We start from the raw sequence: 18161 nt of genomic DNA on the forward strand, positions 1-18161 counted from the left end.
AAAAGAGAATGCGCGACATTCTAATCCCCAAGCCATGCTTTGTCTTGGAATGGCTAAAGGTAAGATGGGCAACCTTAGGGACGATTTGCCGCAGATGCGGTCAAGATTCAACGTCAGCCATTCAATCATCAGGAGTCATTCCATGGCCAAAATCAGTGTTGAGCGCGCCCACACCCTGGGCAAGGAAGCTGCCCGCGAGAAGGCCGACAAGCTGGCCAAAAAACTCAATGAACAATATGGCCTGGAGCCGCAGTGGTCAGGCGACACCCTGAACCTCAAGCGCTCGGGCGTGAAAGGTGAAGTGCACGTGGCGGACGATTCGATCAGGGTCGACGTCGAGCTGGGCCTGATGATGTCGGCCATGAGCGGCATGATCAAAGCCGAGATCGAAAAAGCCCTCGACAAAGCCCTCGCCTGAACAGCAAAAGATCGCAGCCTTCGGCAGCTCCTACATGGGAATGCGTACCCCCGTAGGAGCTGCCGAAGGCTGCGATCTTTTCATTCAGGCGCCACCGTTTCACATCAGTTGTTAGGGTGCCCTTTCTAATTTTTCTACCTACTTTGTGCCTGAGCCCGACACTCGTCCGGCAGTTCCTCAAACCTTCTGCGCGTGAGGTGCACCATGGCCAAAGTCATTTTGAAGAAAAAAATCGACGCTCCGACTTCCACTCTGAGTGACGTCAAATCCTATGCCCGCAAGATCTGGCTGGCAGGCCTGGGCGCCTACACCAAGGTCGGCCAGGAGGGCAGCGAGTACTTTCAAGAGCTCGTCGCCGCTGGTCAAACTGTTGAAAAGAAAGGCAAAAAAGCTGTCAGCGAAAAACTCCTCGCGGCCAACGCCGAGATCGATGACGCGGCCACTCAGGTCAGCTCGTTCAAGGGCCGCGTTGAGGTTCAGCTGGACAAGGTCGAGAAGGCCTTCGACAACCGTGTGGCCAGCGCCTTGAATCGGATCGGCATTCCGTCTAAACATGACGTTGAGGCACTCTCTGCTAAGCTCGATGAGCTGACGGCATTGCTCGAACGCGTCGCGCGAAAATCTTAAGGAGAACGGGATGGCTGGCAAAAAGAACACCGATAAAGAAGGCAGCTCGTGGATCGGGAAAGTCGAAGACTACTCCCGCAAAATCTGGCTGGCTGGTTTAGGCGTGTACTCGAAGATCGACACTGACGGCAGCAAACTCTTCGATGCATTGGTCAAAGACGGCGAGAAAGCCGAGAAGCTCACCAAGACAGCGGTCGGCAAGAAAGTCGAGGACTCGACCTCTTCGGCGAAGTCGCGCATCAGCGGCGTGAAAGACCGCGCACTGGGCAAGTGGGACGAGCTCGAAGGCGCGTTCGACAAGCGTCTGAACAGCGCGATTTCGCGCCTGGGTGTGCCGAGCCGCAATGAGGTCAAGGCACTCAACGCCAAGGTCGACACGCTGACCAGGCAGATCGAAAAACTCACCGGTCTGAAGGCTCAGCCTGTAGCGGCGAAAACCGCGGCGGCGAAACCGGCTACCAAAACTGCCGCGGCCAAACCTGCGACGAAAACCGCAGCCAAGCCACTGACCAAAGCGGCGGCAAAACCTGCTGCGAAAGCTGCGGCCAAGCCGGCCGCGAAAACCGCAGCGGCCAAGCCTGCGACCAAAGCGGCAGCCAAACCGGTTGCCGCCAAGACCGCTGCGAAACCGGCAACCAAAGCAGCAGCAAAACCTGCGGCTAAAGCTGCAGCGAAACCAGCGGCCAAGCCAGCAGCGAAAACCGCTGCCGCCAAACCCGCTGCGAAGGCTGCGGCCAAGCCGGCTGCGGCGAAAAAGCCTGCAGTAAAAAAACCTGCCGCGCCGAAAGCCGCTGCGCCAAAACCGGCCGCCGCACCATCGACGGCTCCAACAGCTCCGGCCAACGCGGCAAATTCCGCTGCGGCACCCACGGCAGCAGCTACCCCGACTGCAGCATCGACTCCGTCGACGCCATCCAGTCAGTCCTGATTTCAGGGCAAATCAAATACGCCCGGCCTGTGAAGGTCGGGCGTTTTTTTTGAAGATCAAAAGATCGCAGCCTTCGGCAGCTCCTACATTTGAAATGCGTTCCCCTGTAGGAGCTGCCGAAGGCTGCGATCTTTTGATTGTGGGTCAGTCGTGATCCTGAAGGTATTGCAGGGCCATCCGCTCTGTCGCCACCTTCACCGGCGGCAGCAAATGCGGCGCCACCAGCATCATGATCTGATACACCACCAACCGAACCTCACCCTCACGATCGAGGATCCGCTGGTAATCGAGCGAGAACAGCAACGTCATGGTCACCTGCTCCACCAGTTGCCCCAGCGCCTGGGTATCGCTGACCAGTTGCCCGGCAGCCTTCAACCGCGCCAGCAGCGACGCCAGCGTCCTCTTCAACGCGTTAAGCAGGTTGCGAATGCCCTTGGCCAGTTTCGGCAGGCGTCCGGCGAGGTTCGACAGGTCCTGGAACAGGAACCGGTATTGCGCCAGCCGCTCGACGATCAAGTGCAGAAACAGCCAGTAATCCTCCGGCGCCAGTTCCACCTCCGGTGGCGGGTCGAGCAGGGGTGCAAGTTCATGCTGGAAGCGTTCGAACAGGCCGAGAATCAGCGGTTCCTTGCCGTGGAAGTGGTAGTAGAGATTGCCGGGGCTGATCCCCATTTCGTTGGCCACCTCCATGGTGGAAACGTTCGGCTCGCCCTTTTCGTTGAACAGTTGCAGCGCACATTCGAGAATCCGGTCGCGGGTTTTCATCCAGTCTTCTTAGAAAATTTCGGTTGAGCGTCAGCGCACATGCACATAGGTGCCCGGTGCCGCTTCCATCGGTGGATAGTTCGGGCTGCCAAGGGTGGTGCGGGTTTCGTGCAGGGCGCCGGAACGCTGCGCGACCCAGTCGATCCACTGTGGCCACCAGCTGCCGTCGACGTGTTTGGCATCGTAGTACCAGGCGCGCGGGTCGCTGCTCAGTCTGGCGTTCTCGACGTAGGCAGCTTTCGGGTTGCTCGGCGGGTTGAGGATGCTCTGCACGTGGCCGCTGTTGGACAGCACGAAACGCCGTTCGCCACCGAGCAGCAGGGTCGAGCGGTACACCGCGTCCCATGGCGTGATGTGGTCGTTCATGCCGGCGACGCTGAAGCTGTCGACGTTGACCTTCTGCAGATCGATCGGCGTGCCGCACACCTCGAGACCGCCAGCGTGGGTCAGCGGGTTGTGCTTGAAGAAGTCCAGCAGATCGCCATGCAGCGCCGCCGGCAGGCGCGTGTTGTCGTTGTTCCAGTAGAGGATGTCGAAGGCTGGCGGCTCCTTGCCCAGCAGGTAGTTGTTGACGAAATAGCTCCAGATCAAATCGTTGGGGCGCATCCAGGCGAAGACCCTGGCCATGTCGCGACCGTCGAGCACGCCTCTCTGATACGAGCGCCGCTTGGCCGCTTCCAGTGTCTGCTCGTCGGCGAACAGCGTGGCCGGGGTGTCGATCTGGCTGTCGAGAAGGCTGACCAGATACGTCGCACTGGCGACCCGGCGCAATTGCCGTTTGGCCTGCAGATGGCCTTGCAGGGCAGCGATGGTCAGGCCACCGGCGCAGGCGCCCATCAGGTTCACTTCTCGCGCGCCGGTGATCGCCCGGCAGATGTTCATCGCTTCTTCGACCGCTTCGACATAACTCGACAGGCCCCACTCGCGATGGCGCACATCGGGGTTGCGCCAGCTGATCATGAAAGTCTGCAGGCTGTTTTTCAGGGCGTACTGGACGAAGCTGTTCTGCGGGCTCAGGTCGAAGATGTAGTACTTGTTGATCTGCGGCGGTACCACCAGCAACGGCTTGGCGTACTGCTTTTCGCTCATCGATTTGTACTGGATCAACTCGAACATTTCGTTGCGAAACACCACCGATCCGGTGGTGGTCGCCACGGTTTTGCCGACCTCGAACGCCTGCCTGGTCACTTGCCGCGGCAGGCCGTCGTTGTGCAGCAGATCATCGAACAGGTGGCTGAGACCGCGCACCAGACTCTGCCCGCCGGAGTTGAACAGCTCCTTGACCGCCAGCGGGTTGAGCAGGGTGTTGGACGGCGCCACGGCGTCATTGAGCAGGGTGAAAGCGAAGTGCGCGCGGGCGCGATCTTCAGGGCTCATGTCGCCTTCATCGATCCAGCTCTTGACCTGTTTCTGCCAGGCCAGATACGCCTGCAGGCTGCGCCGGTAAAACGGGTTGAGGCTCCACGCCGGATCGGCGAAGCGGCTGTCCTGCGGGTTGGTCGGAAGCAGGGTTTCGCCGAGCAGAACGCGGCCCAGTTGTCCGCCCAATGTCAACGCGTGCCTGGCGCTGTGCAACGGATTGCGCAAGCCGTGGGCGGCGACGCTGCGCAGTGTCGACAGCAGATCCCTGCCACGCAGACCGGCGATCGCACTTTGGGCGTTGATAAACACGGCGGGGCTGGGCACCACGCCCGTCGCTGGTTTTTCGCGCATGACTCAACACTCCTTCGTCTTCAGGGCAAAAACACACTCACCGAACCAGAACACCATAGACGCTGTTGCCGGTTGCTGCCTGCGCGGCGTCCTGCCGCGCGCTTCATTTTAAAAGTGCTGCATAAAGCCTGCCGCCGCCATCAGCCGCCCAGCGGCGTCGGATGCGGGTGCATGACCGCGCGCAGACGCTCTTCCTGGAGAAACTTCATGATGATCGGCGCCACCGCCTCGGCGCGGGTGATCAGAAACAGATGACCGTCATCGATGATGTGCAGCTGCGCATTGGGAATGCGCCAGGCAAGCATGCGCATGTTGATCAGCGGGATCAGCGGATCGTCATCGCCGGCCAGCACCAGCGTCGGCTGATGGATCTTGTGCAGCCAGTGAATGCTGGTCCAGCCGAGGCCGGCGAACAGCTGCCAGTAGTAACCGAGCTTGCCCGCCGAGCGCACTTTCGCCGCATGGCTGGCAGCCAGCGTCGGGTCGCGGCGGAACGAGCCGCCGTAGATCATCGGCGCGATGCGAATCACATGGGACGGCTGAATGTAGCGGCGCGGGCTGGCCATCATCCACAGCACTTTCGGTTTGCCCGGCACCATCACCGCACCGGCAGCGGTGGCCGCCAGCACCAGTTTCTTGCAGCGCTCGGGATAGTCGTAGGCAAACTGCTGCGCCAGGGCGCCGCCCCACGACACGCCGATCACATTGACCTGGCCGTAGTCGAGATAATCGAGCATCCGCGCTGTCAGTCTGGCCAGGCCGGGGAAGCGATACGGCCGGTTCGGCGTCGAAGAGCCGCCGACCCCGGGCACGTCGAAGGCGATCACTTCCAGATCCGGGTCGAGCGCCGCGACAAACGGAAACACCAGCTCCAGGTTGGCGCCGATGCCGTTGAAAATCAGCAGAGGCGTCAAATGAGGCTTGCCGGGACGCACCGCCGTGCGAAGGGTCTGGCCATCCAGATCGACGGTGCGGAATATGAACGGTTGCGGCATGCGTGAGGCCCTGTAGATTTCATGTCCACCCGTATCCAGTAGGAGCTGACGAGTGAAACGAGGCTGCGATCTTTTGATCTTTGACGACGACATCAAGAGATCGCAGCCTCGTTTCACTCGACAGCTCCTACAGCGGCCGGGTGGTATCAGTTACCGTTCGTGAACGTAAGTGCCCGGCGAAGCCTCGCCCGCGGGATACGCCTTGTTGCCCAGTTTTACCGGGGCCTTTTTCAGGTTGCCCGAGCGCTCGGCCAGCCAGGCCTGCCAGTACAGCCACCAGGAATCGGTGTGCTTGGTCGAGTTTTCCTGCCAGTCATCGGCGGTCGCGGCCATTTCTTCGCCGGTCATGTAGCGCGACTTCGGATTGCCCGGCGGGTTGAGGATGCTCTGGATATGGCCGCTGCTCGACAGCACGAATTCAACTTTTCCGCCGAACAGCTGCGCCGACTTGTAGCAGGACTTCCACGGGGTGATGTGGTCGTTGGTCCCGGCCAGCGAGAAAATGTCGGCGGTTACCTGCTTGAGGTCGATCGGCGTGCCGCACACTTCCAGTGCGTTGGGGCGGATCAGTGGGTTGTTTTTGAACATCTCGATCAGGTCGCCGTGGAACGCGGCGGGCAAGCGCGTCGTGTCGTTGTTCCAGAACAGGATGTCGAACACTGGCGGCTCATTGCCGAGCAAATAGTTGTTGACCCAGTAATTCCAGATCAGGTCGTTGGGACGCATCCAGGCGAAGACCTTGGCCATGTCTTTGCCTTCAAGCACGCCGGCCTGATAGGAGTGGCGCTTGGCGGTCTCCAGGGTCTGCTCATCGACAAACAGGGCGACGTCGCTGTCCAGGGTGGTGTCGAGCACGCTGACCAGCAGGGTGAGGGCGTTGACCTTGTTCTGGCCAAGCGCGGCGTAGTGGCCGAGCAGGGCGGTGCAGGTGATGCCGCCGGAGCAGGCACCGAGCATGTTGACGTCTTTGCTGCCGGTGATCGCGGTGACCACGTCGACGGCTTCTTTCAGCGCTTCGATGTAGGTCGACAGACCCCATTCGCGCTGGGCCTTGGTCGGGTTGCGCCAACTGACGATGAAGGTCGGCACGTTGTTGCGCAGGCAGAAGCGCGCCAGGCTCTTGTCCGGGCTCAAATCGAAGACGTAGAACTTGTTGATCTGCGGCGGCACTACCAGCAGCGGACGCTCGTGGACCTGTTCGGTGATCGGCCGGTACTGGATCAGCTCCAGCACGTCATTGCGAAACACCACCGCGCCTTCGGTGACACCGAGGCTCTTGCCGACCTCGAACGCGCCCATGTTGACCTGGCTCGGCATGCCGCCGTTGTGCACCAGATCCTTGGCCAGATGCGAGAGGCCATCGAGCAGGCTCTTGCCGCCGGTTTCGAAGAAGCGTTTCACTGCTGCCGGGTTGGCCGCCGTGTTGGTCGGCGCCATGGCTTCGGTCATGAGGTTGATGACGAAGTGGCCGCGAGCGATGTCTTTCGGCGACAGGCTGCTGTCGTCGATCCAGGCATGCAGTTCCTTGCGCCAGGCCAGGTAGGTTTGCAGATAGCGCTTGTACAGCGGGTTCTGGCTCCACGCCGGGTCGGCAAAACGGCGGTCATCACCGGCCGGTTGCAGCGCAGATTTACCCAGCAGCACGTTCTTCAGCTCAAGGCCGAAATGGGTCACATGCCTGACGCTGTGAATAGGTTGTCTGATGGCCTGTTTCAGCACCATCCGAGCAGAGGCCAGCAGATCCTTTCCGCGCAGCCCGACGACGGGGTTAAGCCCCAGGGTGTTTTCCGAGGCTTGGTACTTCAGGTCATCGTTATTCTTGTCACTCATCTACGACGCTCCATTGTCCTGAGACGAGTACCCGGTTTCACGCTGTCGCTTCCACAGCCAATGCCGGGTACTACTGCTCGGGGTGACCGTTGATTCTGCATGGCTGCTTTACAGTCGTAGAGCACTGCAGGGAACTTGCCAGCTCCATTGGTTACCCGAGTTTAATTTTTTTCGCAAGCGGCCCATCCTGGGCTGCGTGAGCGGAGCATTCAAACAGATGAAGTTAGAAAATGCCCTCTAAAGAGCAAGAGCCACGGGCTAGAGCATCAGCTTGACGAACGACTCGTTCGGATCGCGGGATTTTCCGGCCGCGCGCAGCTCGGCAAGATAATCGTCCCAGAGTTCAGTCTGGCGTTTGCCGAGTTCGTAGAGGTATTCCCAGGTGAACAGGCCACTGTCGTGACCGTCGTCGAAGGTCAGTTTCAGTGCGTAGTTGCCGGCCGGCTCCAGCTTGCTCAAACCAACGTTGAGCTTGCCGAATTGCAGGATCGGTTTGCCGTGGCCCTGGACCTCGGCGGAGGGCGAGTGCACACGCAGAAACTCGGCGGGCAGGGTGAATTCCTCGCCGGACGCATAAGTGAGCGTCAGGGTTTTCGAGGCTTTGTGCAGTTTGATGTCGGTGGGAATATTAGTCATTGCAGGTCATCCGACTGTGATGAGCCCTGTAGGAGCTGCCGAAGGCTGCGATCTTTTGATTTTGCTTTTCAGGATCAAGATCAAAAGATCGCAGCCTTCGGCAGCTCCTACAGGGAGAAGTGACCTACAGGATATAACGGGACAGATCTTCGTTCTGCGCCAATTCGCCGAGGTGGCTGTTGACGTAGTCGGCGTCGATCAGGATCGCCTTGTCATCGTGGGCGCTGGCCAGGTCGCCGGCGCTGAACGACACCTCTTCGAGCAGTCGCTCGAGCAGCGTGTGCAGACGACGGGCACCGATGTTCTCGGTCTTCTCGTTGACCTGCCAGGCGATCTCCGCCAGACGCTTGATGCCTTCTGGCTGGAACTGGATGTTCAGGCCTTCGGTTTTCAGCAGCGCGCAGTACTGCTCGGTGAGCGATGCGTGCGGTTCGCTGAGGATGCGCTCGAAGTCTTCCGGGCTCAGCGCCTTGAGTTCAACGCGGATCGGCAGACGACCTTGCAGCTCCGGCACCAGATCGCTCGGCTTGCTCAGGTGGAACGCGCCGGAAGCAATGAACAGGATGTGGTCGGTCTTGACCATGCCCAGTTTGGTGTTGACGGTGCAGCCTTCGATCAGCGGCAGCAGGTCGCGCTGTACGCCCTCGCGGGAGACATCGGCGCCGCCGACATTGCCGCGCTTGGCGACCTTGTCGATTTCGTCGATGAAGACGATGCCGTGCTGCTCGACCGCTTCCAGCGCCTTGGCCTTCAGCTCTTCTTCGTTGACCAGGCGCCCGGCTTCTTCATCCCGGACCAGTTTCAGCGCTTCCTTGACCTTGAGCTTGCGCGACTTCTTCTTGCCCTTGCCCATGTTGGCAAACAGCGATTGCAGCTGGTTGGTCATCTCTTCCATGCCCGGCGGCGTGGCGATCTCGATGCCGGAGACTTCGGCGACTTCGATTTCGATTTCCTTGTCGTCCAGCTGGCCTTCGCGCAGGCGCTTGCGGAACAGCTGACGCGTATTGGAATCGGAGCTCGGCGCTTCTTCATTGCTGAAGCCCATGCGTGCCGGCGGCAGCAACGCGTCGAGGATGCGATCCTCGGCGGCGTCTTCGGCGCGGTGGCGCACGCGGGTCATTTCCTGCTCGCGGAGCATCTTGATCGCAGCATCGGCCAGATCACGAATGATCGACTCGACGTCACGGCCGACATAACCGACTTCGGTGAATTTGGTCGCTTCGACCTTGATGAACGGCGCGTTGGCCAGTTTTGCCAGGCGACGGGCGATCTCGGTTTTACCGACACCGGTCGGTCCGATCATCAGGATGTTTTTCGGGGTCACCTCAACGCGCAGCTCTTCAGGCAGCTGCATGCGGCGCCAGCGGTTGCGCAGGGCAATCGCGACGGCGCGCTTGGCATCGTCCTGGCCGATGATATGGCGGTTGAGTTCGTGGACGATTTCGCGGGGAGTCATGGACATAATAATTGACGGTCCTCAAGCAGAAACAAGCCGTGGCACATGGGCCGAAACAGGCTTATTCAGCGAGATCCTGCTCCTCAATGGTCTGGGTGTGGTTGGTGAATACGCAGATGTCGCCGGCGATGCCAAGGGCGGTTTCGACGATCTCGCGGGCCGAAAGATCGGTCTTTTTCAGCAGGGCGCTGGCTGCGGCCTGCGCGTAGGCGCCGCCGGAACCCATGGCGATCAGGCCATCTTCGGGTTCGACCACGTCACCGTTGCCGGTGATGATAAGAGAGGCGTCCTTGTTAGCGACCGCGAGCATCGCTTCGAGGCGGCTCAGCGAGCGGTCGGTGCGCCATTCTTTGGCGAGTTCGACAGCAGCGCGCACCAAGTGGCCCTGATGCTTCTCGAGCTGGCCTTCGAAACGCTCGAACAGGGTGAAGGCGTCGGCAGTGGCACCGGCGAAACCGGCGATGACCTGGCCGTGGTACAGGCGACGCACCTTTTTGGCGTTGCCTTTCATCACGGTGTTGCCGAGAGAAACCTGGCCGTCGCCGCCCATGACGACTTTGCCGTGGCGGCGGACTGAAACGATGGTGGTCAAGGGAAGAGTCTCCACGCAGCGGGGCGAAAATGCCTTATGCCCATTCATATGGGGGTGCTGGAGGGGATTTCAACCGGGGAGGGAGCGCAGGGACGAACGGCGGGGACTGATCAGAGAGATGTGGTGTTGCCAACATGGCCTTCGCGAGCAAGCTCGCTCCCACAGGTACTGCGCATTTCCTGTGGGAGCGAGCTTGCTCGCGAATTTGGACGACGCGGTATTACTGGCGAATCAGCGGCTCTGGCGTTGTTGTAACAACAGGTTGCTGAAGCCGGCGCCGGCCAGTTGTTTCTGCGCCGTGGTCAGTTGTTCGCGGTTGCTGAACGGGCCGACCAGCACGCGGTACCAGGTTTCATCCTTCACTGTGCCGGACTCAACCGCTACCGCCTGACCGAGCAGAATGATCTGCGCGCGAACCTTGTCGGCATCTGTCTCTTTGCGGAACGAGCCGGCCTGGAGGAAGAACTTGGTCACTGGCGCGGCCTTGCTCACCGGGGGCGCTGGCGGCGGTGTGATGCCGGCCAGGGCTGCCTGGGCGCGCGCGGTGTCGATCTTCGCCGCTTCGGCCGGGGTCACCGGCGTGGTCGGGATCGCCGGCACTTGCGGCGTCGGCAGGGTTTTCTCCGGCACTGCGTCCGGCGGCACGATCACTTCCGATTCCGGCAGCAGGGTGTAGAAGTCGTACTTCGGCTTCACCGGTTGCGTCGGGCTCGGCGGGGTCTTGTTGGCCTCGGCGATCTTCGACGCTTTCTGCTGTTGCTCGACCTTCTCGCGCTTGACCGTGTCGCTGCCCTTGCCCGGTTCCAGTTTCATCAGGAACACGATGAACGCACCGACGGTCAGGCCGATGGCCATCCACAGCCAGCCCGGGATAGGTTGTTTCGCAGGGGCCTGATAGCGGCTGGCGCCGCGTTTGGGTGCAGGTTTTTTCTTGGCGGCCAACTTACATACGCTCCAGAGTTTCCAGACCCAACAGCTCCAGGCCTTGCTTGAGGGTGCGACCGGTCAGGGCGGCAAGACGCAGACGGCTCTGCATCTGCGCCGGGGTGTCGGCGGCGAGGATCGGGCAGTTCTCGTAGAAGCTGGAGAACAGGCCGGCGACGTCGTACAGGTAGGTGCAGAGAATGTGCGGTGTGCCTTTCTCAGCCACGTTGTTCAGCACTTCGCCGAACTGCGCCAGCTTCGCCGCCAGCTCCTGCTCGTGCGCCGCCTCAAGGACGATCTGGCCGTCGACTTCGCTGAAATCCTTGCCCAGTTTGCGGAACACGCCGGCCACGCGGGTGTAGGCGTACAGCAGGTACGGCGCGGTGTTGCCTTCGAAGTTGAGCATCAGGTCGAAGTTGAAGCTGTAGTCGCTGGTTCGATGCTTGGACAGGTCGGCGTATTTCACCGCGCCGATGCCCACCACCTTGGCGATGTTGCGCAACTCGTCTTCGGCCAGGGTCGGGTTCTTCTCTTTCACCAGGCTGTAAGCGCGTTCCTGGGCTTCGGTCAGCAGGTCGATCAGCTTCACGGTGCCGCCGTCACGGGTCTTGAACGGACGGCCATCGGCGCCGTTCATGGTGCCGAAACCCATGTGCTCCATTTCCATCGGATGGGTGACGAAACCGGCCTTGCGCGCCACGGCGAACACTTGCTGGAAGTGCAGCGCCTGACGCTGGTCGACGAAGTACAGCGCGCGATCAGCCTTGAGCTTGCCGCTGCGGTAGCGCACGGCCGCCAGGTCAGTGGTGGCGTACAGGTAGCCGCCGTCGGCCTTGACGATGATCACCGGCAGCGGGTCGCCATCGGCGTTCTTGAACTCGTCGAGGAACACGCACTGCGCGCCGTTGCTCTCGACCAGCATGCCGGCAGCCTTGAGGTCGTTGACCACATTGATCAGGTCGTCGTTGTAAGCGCTTTCGCCCATGACGTCGGCCATGGTCAGCTTGACGTTGAGCAGTTCGTAGATCTTCTGGCAGTGCGACAGCGAGATGTCCTTGAACTTCGTCCACAGCGCCAGGCATTCGGCATCGCCGGCCTGCAACTTGACCACCAGACCACGGGCGCGGTCGGCGAATTCTTCGGACTCGTCGAAACGCTGCTTGGCGGCGCGGTAGAAGTTTTCCAGATCGGACAGCTCGTCGCTGGTGATCGGGTTTTCCTGCAGGTACGCCATCAGCATGCCGAACTGGGTGCCCCAGTCGCCAACATGGTTCTGGCGGATCACTTCGTCGCCGAGAAATTCCAGTACGCGGGCCACGCCGTCACCGATGATGGTCGAGCGCAAGTGGCCGACGTGCATCTCTTTGGCCAGGTTCGGCGCCGACAGGTCGACCACGGTGCGCTGCGCCGGGCCTGCCTTGCGCACGCCGACATGGGCGTCGGCCAGTGCGGCGTCGAGGCGCGCGGCGAGGGCCTGGGTGTTCTGGAAGAAATTGATGAAGCCCGGGCCGGCGATTTCGGCCTTGGTGACGTTCTCGTCGGCGGGCAGTGCGGCGATGATTTTTTCCGCCAGGTCGCGCGGCTTCATGCCGGCTGGTTTGGCCAGCATCATGGCGATGTTGCTGGCGAAGTCGCCGTGGGTCTTGTCGCGGGCGTTCTCCACCTGGATCGCCGGCGTCAGGCCTTCAGGCAACACACCTTCGTTGACGAGTTGGGTGAGGGCTTGCTGGATCAGCTGGCGAATGGTGTCTTTCATGGTCTTCTCTTTCGACCGCAAGCGCGGCGGGCGCATCGATGCGCGGGTGGAAAAACTGGGCATTATCCGTTGCGAAGACGGGCTTGCCAACCTTAGCAGGCAGGATGTGGATATGTGGTGACATCAAAGTCAAAAGATCGCAGCCTTCGGCGGCTCCTACACAGCAATGGCATTTATCTGTAGGAGCTGCCGAAGGCTGCGATCTTTTGCTCTTTCAGCTCTTCAATACAAATCCACCGGATCAACATCCAGCGACCAGCGCACCGCGCGCCCGCTGGGCATCTGTTCCAGCACCAGCATCCAGCTGGCCAGCAAGCGGTGCAGTGGTGCCCGCGCGGTCGCCTGCAACAACAGCTGCGCGCGATAACGCCCGGCACGGCGCTCCATCGGCGCCGGCACCGGCCCGAGCAACTCAATGCCGCTCAGATTCAATTCGCCCAGCAAGCGCTCGGCCTCGCTGCACGCTTCATCGAGAAAGCCTTCCGCCTGCCCCGGCTTGTGCGCTTCGGCGCGCAACAGCGCCAGATGGGCAAACGGCGGCAACCCGGCGGCGCGGCGTTCGCTCAAGGCTTGTTCGGCGAAGGCGAAGTAACCCTGCTCGGTCAGTTGCACCAATAAAGGATGGTCGGCCAAGTGGGTCTGGATGATCACCCTGCCAGGCTCCTCCGCACGCCCGGCGCGCCCGGCGACCTGGACGATCAGTTGCGCCATGCGCTCGCTGGCGCGGAAGTCGCCGGAGAACAGGCCGCCGTCGGCATCCAGAATCGACACCAGCGTCACCCGGGGGAAATGGTGCCCCTTGGCCAACATCTGCGTGCCCACCAGAATGCACGGCTGACCCTTTTGAATCGTCGCAAACAGCTGATTCATCGCGTCCTTGCGCGAGGTGCTGTCGCGATCGACGCGCAAAACCGGGTAATCAGGGAACAGAATCGCCAAACGCTCTTCGGCACGTTCGGTGCCAGCGCCGACCGGACGCAGATCGACCTTGCTGCACTTTGGACACTGGCGCGGCGTGCGCTCGACGTTGCCGCAATGGTGACAGCGCAACTCGCCGTAGCGCTGGTGCACGGTCATGCGCGCATCGCAGCGCGAGCACTCCGACATCCAGCCGCAATCGTGACAGAGCAGGGTCGGGGCAAAGCCGCGCCGGTTAAGAAACACCAGCACCTGCTGGCCGTTGGCGAGCGTCTGGCCAATGGCTTGCTGCATCGGCCCGGAAATGCCGCTGTCGAGCGGACGGCTTTTCACGTCCAGCCGCAGGAAACGCGGCTGTTTTGCGCCACCGGCGCGCTCGTTCAGACGTAACAGGCCATAGCGACCGGTGTAGGCGTTGTGCAGACTTTCCAGCGATGGCGTGGCGGAACCGAGCACGATCGGGATGTTTTCCTGCCGTGCGCGTACCAGCGCCAGGTCGCGGGCGTGGTAGCGCAGGCCTTCCTGCTGTTTATAGGAACCGTCGTGCTCTTCGTCGATGATGATCAGCCCGGGATTTTTCATCGGCGTGAACAGCGCCGAACGGGTGCCGATAATAATATCGGCCTCGCCATCGCGGGCGGCGAGCCAGGCATCGAGACGCTCGCGGTCGTTGACCGCCGAGTGCAGCAGGGCGATGCGCGCGTTGAAGCGCTGTTCGAAGCGCGCCAGGGTCTGCGGGCCGAGGTTGATCTCCGGGATCAGCACCAAGGCCTGTTTGCCGGCTTCGAGGGTTTCGCGGATCAGTTGCAGATAGACTTCGGTCTTGCCGCTGCCGGTAACCCCGGCCAGGAGAAAGGCGTGGTAGCTGTCGAAGCCGGCGCGAATCGCTTCATACGCTGCGCGTTGTTCGCTGTTGAGCGGCAGCTCCGGTTGCGCCAGCCAGTGCTCATGGCGCACGCCCGGGGCGTGGCGGCGGATCTCGACTTGCACCAGACCCTTGGCCAGCAGCAGGTCGAGGCTGTCCTTGCTCAGCATCAGTTTGCTCAGCAACTGATGGGCCACGCCGTGGGGATGCTGGGCCAGCGTGGTGAGCGCCTCGCGCTGGCGTGGCGCACGGGCAACCCGAGGATCGTCGACGCTGGCGCCGGGGGCCACCGACCAGAAGCGTTCCTGGCGAGCCTCGGCCAGCTCGCCCTGACGCAGCAGCACCGGCAAAGCCCAGTTCAAGGTGTCGCCAAGGCTGTGCTGGTAATACTGCGCCGTCCACAGGCACAGCTTGAACAGCGCTGGCGGCAGCGGCGAAGTCGAGTCGAGGAGGGCCAGCGCCGGTTTGAGTTTTTCTGCCGGCACCTCGCTGGTGTCGGTGACCTCGACCAGAATCCCGATCATCTCGCGCCGACCGAATGGCACCCGCAAGCGCATGCCCGGCTGCAATTGCTCGCGCCGCACCCCGGCCGGCGCCCGGTAATCGAACAGGCGGCGCAAAGGCGAAGGCAGGGCAAGGCGCAGAATGGCGTCGGGCACGCGGGGGGATCTCTATAAACGCAAAAGAAGGGTTGAACGCAGATCAATTGCGGGAGCGAGCTTGCTCGCGAAGGCGGTGTATCAGGCGCTTAAACATTGACTGACACAACGCATTCGCGAGCAAGCTCGCTCCCACAGGGGAATGCGTTCAAGGTCGGGAGCCTAGCAGACGGTCGGTCTCGGTGACAGCTTGCGCGATTGAAAAGGTCTGGTAGAATCCGCGGCCTAATTACGTGCGGTATTCAACAATAGTGTTGGGTGGCGGCACGCTAGCCTGAGGAAGACACCATGAAAGCCGATATCCATCCGAACTACCCGGAAATTGCTGTTACCTGCAGCTGCGGTAACAAGTTCGAAACTCGTTCGACCTACGGCAAAGCCCTGGCGATCGACGTTTGCAACGAATGCCACCCGTTCTACACCGGTAAGCAGAAGACTCTGGACACCGGCGGCCGTGTGCAGAAGTTCGCAGACCGTTTCGCTACTTTCGGCGTCGGCAAAAAAGCCTGAGGCTGATCATTTTGGAAGGTCGTCCCGACTTCTCCAGACTGATGAAAAAGGCGTCCCTTGCGGGCGCCTTTTTTGTGTCTGCGATTTGGCTGTCTGCCGCCCAGGCCTTTTGTCCGACCCCCGCGGTGCTGACCAGCGTCAGCGTGCAGCGGGTGGTCGATGGCGACACCCTGCGCCTGAGCGACGGCCGCAGCGTGCGCATGATCGGCCTCAACACGCCGGAGCTGGGCAAGCAGGGCCGCAGCGACGAACCCTTCGCCGTGGCGGCGCGCAAACGCCTGCAAGCGCTGGTCGATGACAGCGGCGGCCGTGTCGGTCTGCGGCCCGGCAAGCAGGCCAAAGACCATTACGGGCGTACGCTTGCGCATGTCTACAGCGTCAGCGGTGCCAATCTCGAAGCGCAAATGCTTGCCGATGGCTTGGGCTTTCAGGTTGCCGTGGCGCCCAACGTCGATCTGCTCGCCTGCCAGCAGGCCGCCGAACGCAGCGCACGACAAGCCGGACTTGGCGTCTGGCGGCAATCGCCGGTGCTCAAAGCGCCACAGATTCAGCGTTCCGGTTTCGCCATAGTCAGCGGTCGGGTGAGCAAGGTGCAGCGCAATAGCGGCGGAATCTGGATCGAGTTGCAGGACGCGCTTGTATTGCGGGTTGCACCCAATTTGCTTGAACAATTCGACAGTGCCCGCTTGCAGGCGCTGAAGAGTAAGCAAATCGAGGCGCGCGGGTGGGTGATAGACCGATCCCGGCGCGGTGGATCGCAAAAAGGTCAGCCGCGCTGGCTGCTGCCGTTGACCGATCCTTCGATGCTGAATGTGCCGCGCTGAAGAAAAATTGTAGACATTTTTACGGCTGATTGTGAACAGTCCAGCCCTTGTGCCCCGTGGCTCTTGGCCCAAAGTCGTAGGGCAGGGCGCTTGACAGCAGTGACTGCCCAGTCTTGTGGGGACTTTGCGAGGCGCGTATCCTCGCTGACCAGTCTGTCCAACAGTAAAAAAGCGGAATGCCAAAATGTCTGATCTGAAAACTGCCGCTCTCGAATATCACGCCAATCCTCGTCCGGGGAAGCTGAGTGTCGAGCTCACCAAGGCCACTGCTACCGCCCGCGACCTGTCGCTGGCCTACAGCCCCGGCGTAGCTGAACCAGTGCGCGAGATCGCTCGCGATCCTGAACTGGCTTACAAATACACCGGCAAGGGCAACCTGGTGGCAGTCATTTCCGATGGCACCGCGATTCTTGGCCTGGGCAACCTCGGCCCATTGGCCTCCAAGCCAGTCATGGAAGGCAAAGGCGTGCTGTTCAAGCGCTTCGCCGGCATCGACGTGTTCGACATCGAAGTCGATTCTGAAAGCCCGCAAGCCTTCATCGACACCGTCAAGCGTATCTCCATCACCTTCGGTGGCATCAACCTGGAAGACATCAAGGCGCCTGAGTGCTTTGAGATCGAACGTGCTCTGATCGAGCAGTGCGATATTCCGGTGTTCCACGATGACCAGCACGGCACCGCGATCGTTACCGCTGCCGGCATGATCAACGCCCTGGAAATCGCTGGCAAAACCCTGCAGGACGCGAAAATCGTCTGCCTCGGCGCCGGCGCTGCCGCCATCTCCTGCATGAAACTGCTGGTGAGCATGGGCGCTCGCATCGAAAACATCTTCATGGTTGACCGTACCGGCGTGATCCACTCCGGCCGTGATGACCTGAACCAGTACAAAGCCGTGTTCGCCCACGCTACCGAGAAGCGCACCCTGGCTGACGCACTGGCAGGCGCTGACGTGTTCGTCGGTCTGTCCGGTCCGAACCTGCTGAGCGCCGAAGGCCTGCTGTCGATGGCGGCCAACCCGATCGTGTTCGCCTGCTCGAACCCGGATCCGGAAATCTCCCCGGAACTGGCGCACGCCACCCGTAGCGACGTGATCATGGCTACCGGCCGTTCGGACTACCCGAACCAGGTCAACAACGTACTGGGCTTCCCGTTCATCTTCCGTGGTGCCCTGGACGTTCGCGCCAAGCGCATCAACGAAGAAATGAAAGTCGCCGCCGCCAACGCCCTGCGCGAACTGGCCAAACTGCCAGTACCGCAGGAAGTCTGCGACGCCTACGGCGGCATCAAACTGGAATTCGGCCGTGAGTACATCATTCCGAAGCCAATGGACAAGCGCCTGATCACCCTGATCTCCGACGCCGTGGCCAAGGCCGCGATCGAGACCGGCGTTGCTACCCTGCCGTATCCGAAGAACTACCCGCTGAAAAGCGTGGATGACGTGTTCAACGGCTAAGTCGTTGTAGCGCTTCAAGCGAAAGCCCCGGCTCGTTATGAGTCGGGGCTTTTTTGTGGCTAGGGGTTTTGTATTCCATATCTGGAGCAGCCCTCACCCTAGCCCTCTCCCAAAGGGAGAGGGGACCGAATGGGGGATATTGATGAATGACGCCGACGTGAAAGTCTTGCTGTGAATCCACAATCGACTCGGTTGCGCAGGTCGATGCATGAAGCCAGACACCTCGGTCGGCTCCCTCTACCTCCGGGAGAGGGCTGGGGTGAGGGGCTCTTGATCTTCGGGCAATAAAAAG

17 protein-coding genes are annotated in these 18161 nt (G+C 61.2%); 7 read left to right on the top strand and 10 right to left on the bottom strand.

The window, feature by feature from the left end; all coding sequences use genetic code 11:
* The first annotated feature begins 142 nt into the window (after positions 1–142).
* The 3 genes from AC0Z4S_RS04880 to AC0Z4S_RS04890 all read left to right on the top strand — a co-directional run bounded on the left by AC0Z4S_RS04880 (position 143) and on the right by AC0Z4S_RS04890 (position 1973).
* Positions 143–418, top strand: a complete 276-nt coding sequence (locus tag AC0Z4S_RS04880; protein WP_056787308.1) for a polyhydroxyalkanoic acid system family protein — start codon at positions 143–145, stop codon at positions 416–418.
* 204 nt (positions 419–622) lie between these two features.
* Positions 623–1045, top strand: a complete 423-nt coding sequence (locus tag AC0Z4S_RS04885) for a phasin family protein (protein WP_016772067.1) — start codon at positions 623–625, stop codon at positions 1043–1045.
* A gap of 10 nt (positions 1046–1055) precedes the next feature.
* Positions 1056–1973, top strand: coding sequence for a phasin family protein (locus AC0Z4S_RS04890; protein ID WP_485622255.1), 918 nt, complete (start codon positions 1056–1058; stop codon positions 1971–1973).
* A 144-nt stretch (positions 1974–2117) separates the two neighbouring features.
* Here AC0Z4S_RS04890 and AC0Z4S_RS04895 read toward each other — a convergent pair whose 3' ends face one another.
* From AC0Z4S_RS04895 to argS, 9 genes are all read right to left on the bottom strand, one after another.
* Entirely contained in the window at positions 2118–2738 is a 621-nt protein-coding gene (locus tag AC0Z4S_RS04895) for a TetR/AcrR family transcriptional regulator (protein WP_485622256.1), read from the bottom strand.
* 30 nt (positions 2739–2768) lie between these two features.
* Positions 2769–4451: a class II poly(R)-hydroxyalkanoic acid synthase gene (gene phaC / locus AC0Z4S_RS04900; RefSeq protein ID WP_485622257.1), complete on the bottom strand. Its 1683-nt coding sequence runs from the start codon at positions 4449–4451 to the stop codon at positions 2769–2771.
* Between the two features lie 140 nt (positions 4452–4591).
* Positions 4592–5446, bottom strand: a complete 855-nt coding sequence (gene phaZ / locus AC0Z4S_RS04905; RefSeq protein ID WP_485622258.1) for a poly(3-hydroxyalkanoate) depolymerase — start codon at positions 5444–5446, stop codon at positions 4592–4594.
* Positions 5447–5596: 150 nt separating this feature from the next.
* Positions 5597–7276, bottom strand: a complete 1680-nt coding sequence (phaC, locus tag AC0Z4S_RS04910; protein ID WP_485622259.1) for a class II poly(R)-hydroxyalkanoic acid synthase — start codon at positions 7274–7276, stop codon at positions 5597–5599.
* A gap of 258 nt (positions 7277–7534) precedes the next feature.
* A complete protein-coding gene (locus AC0Z4S_RS04915) occupies positions 7535–7912 on the bottom strand; it encodes a gamma-butyrobetaine hydroxylase family protein (RefSeq protein WP_042608687.1) in 378 nt (125 codons plus the stop codon).
* Positions 7913–8036: 124 nt separating this feature from the next.
* Positions 8037–9374, bottom strand: a complete 1338-nt coding sequence (hslU, locus tag AC0Z4S_RS04920; protein WP_016772060.1) for an ATP-dependent protease ATPase subunit HslU — start codon at positions 9372–9374, stop codon at positions 8037–8039.
* 55 nt (positions 9375–9429) lie between these two features.
* Positions 9430–9960: an ATP-dependent protease subunit HslV gene (hslV, locus tag AC0Z4S_RS04925; protein ID WP_003186641.1), complete on the bottom strand. Its 531-nt coding sequence runs from the start codon at positions 9958–9960 to the stop codon at positions 9430–9432.
* Between the two features lie 231 nt (positions 9961–10191).
* Entirely contained in the window at positions 10192–10902 is a 711-nt protein-coding gene (locus AC0Z4S_RS04930; protein ID WP_016772059.1) for an SPOR domain-containing protein, read from the bottom strand.
* A gap of 1 nt (position 10903) precedes the next feature.
* The gene (argS, locus tag AC0Z4S_RS04935; RefSeq protein ID WP_485622260.1) at positions 10904–12640 is read right to left on the bottom strand and encodes an arginine--tRNA ligase; all 1737 of its coding nucleotides are present in this window, start codon (positions 12638–12640) and stop codon (positions 10904–10906) included.
* On the opposite strand from argS, the gene AC0Z4S_RS04940 reads away from it, so the two are divergent.
* Positions 12639–12761 carry a hypothetical protein gene (locus AC0Z4S_RS04940; RefSeq protein WP_016772057.1) on the top strand — a complete coding sequence of 41 codons (123 nt, stop codon included), beginning with the start codon at positions 12639–12641 and terminating at the stop codon, positions 12759–12761. The genes argS and AC0Z4S_RS04940 overlap by 2 nt on opposite strands.
* 101 nt (positions 12762–12862) lie before the next feature.
* Here AC0Z4S_RS04940 and AC0Z4S_RS04945 read toward each other — a convergent pair whose 3' ends face one another.
* The gene (locus AC0Z4S_RS04945) at positions 12863–15082 is read right to left on the bottom strand and encodes a primosomal protein N' (protein WP_485622261.1); all 2220 of its coding nucleotides are present in this window, start codon (positions 15080–15082) and stop codon (positions 12863–12865) included.
* Positions 15083–15370: 288 nt separating this feature from the next.
* Here AC0Z4S_RS04945 and rpmE point away from each other — a divergent pair, with 288 nt between their 5' ends.
* The 3 genes from rpmE to AC0Z4S_RS04960 all read left to right on the top strand — a co-directional run bounded on the left by rpmE (position 15371) and on the right by AC0Z4S_RS04960 (position 17869).
* A complete protein-coding gene (gene rpmE / locus AC0Z4S_RS04950; protein WP_041477565.1) occupies positions 15371–15592 on the top strand; it encodes a 50S ribosomal protein L31 in 222 nt (73 codons plus the stop codon).
* Positions 15593–15633: 41 nt separating this feature from the next.
* A complete protein-coding gene (locus AC0Z4S_RS04955; protein WP_485622263.1) occupies positions 15634–16416 on the top strand; it encodes a thermonuclease family protein in 783 nt (260 codons plus the stop codon).
* 184 nt (positions 16417–16600) lie between these two features.
* The gene (locus tag AC0Z4S_RS04960) at positions 16601–17869 is read left to right on the top strand and encodes a malic enzyme-like NAD(P)-binding protein (protein ID WP_064363273.1); all 1269 of its coding nucleotides are present in this window, start codon (positions 16601–16603) and stop codon (positions 17867–17869) included.
* Positions 17870–18161: the final 292 nt, after the last annotated feature.

Source organism: Pseudomonas sp. 1L-B-1-E-C1 (genome assembly GCF_057291835.1).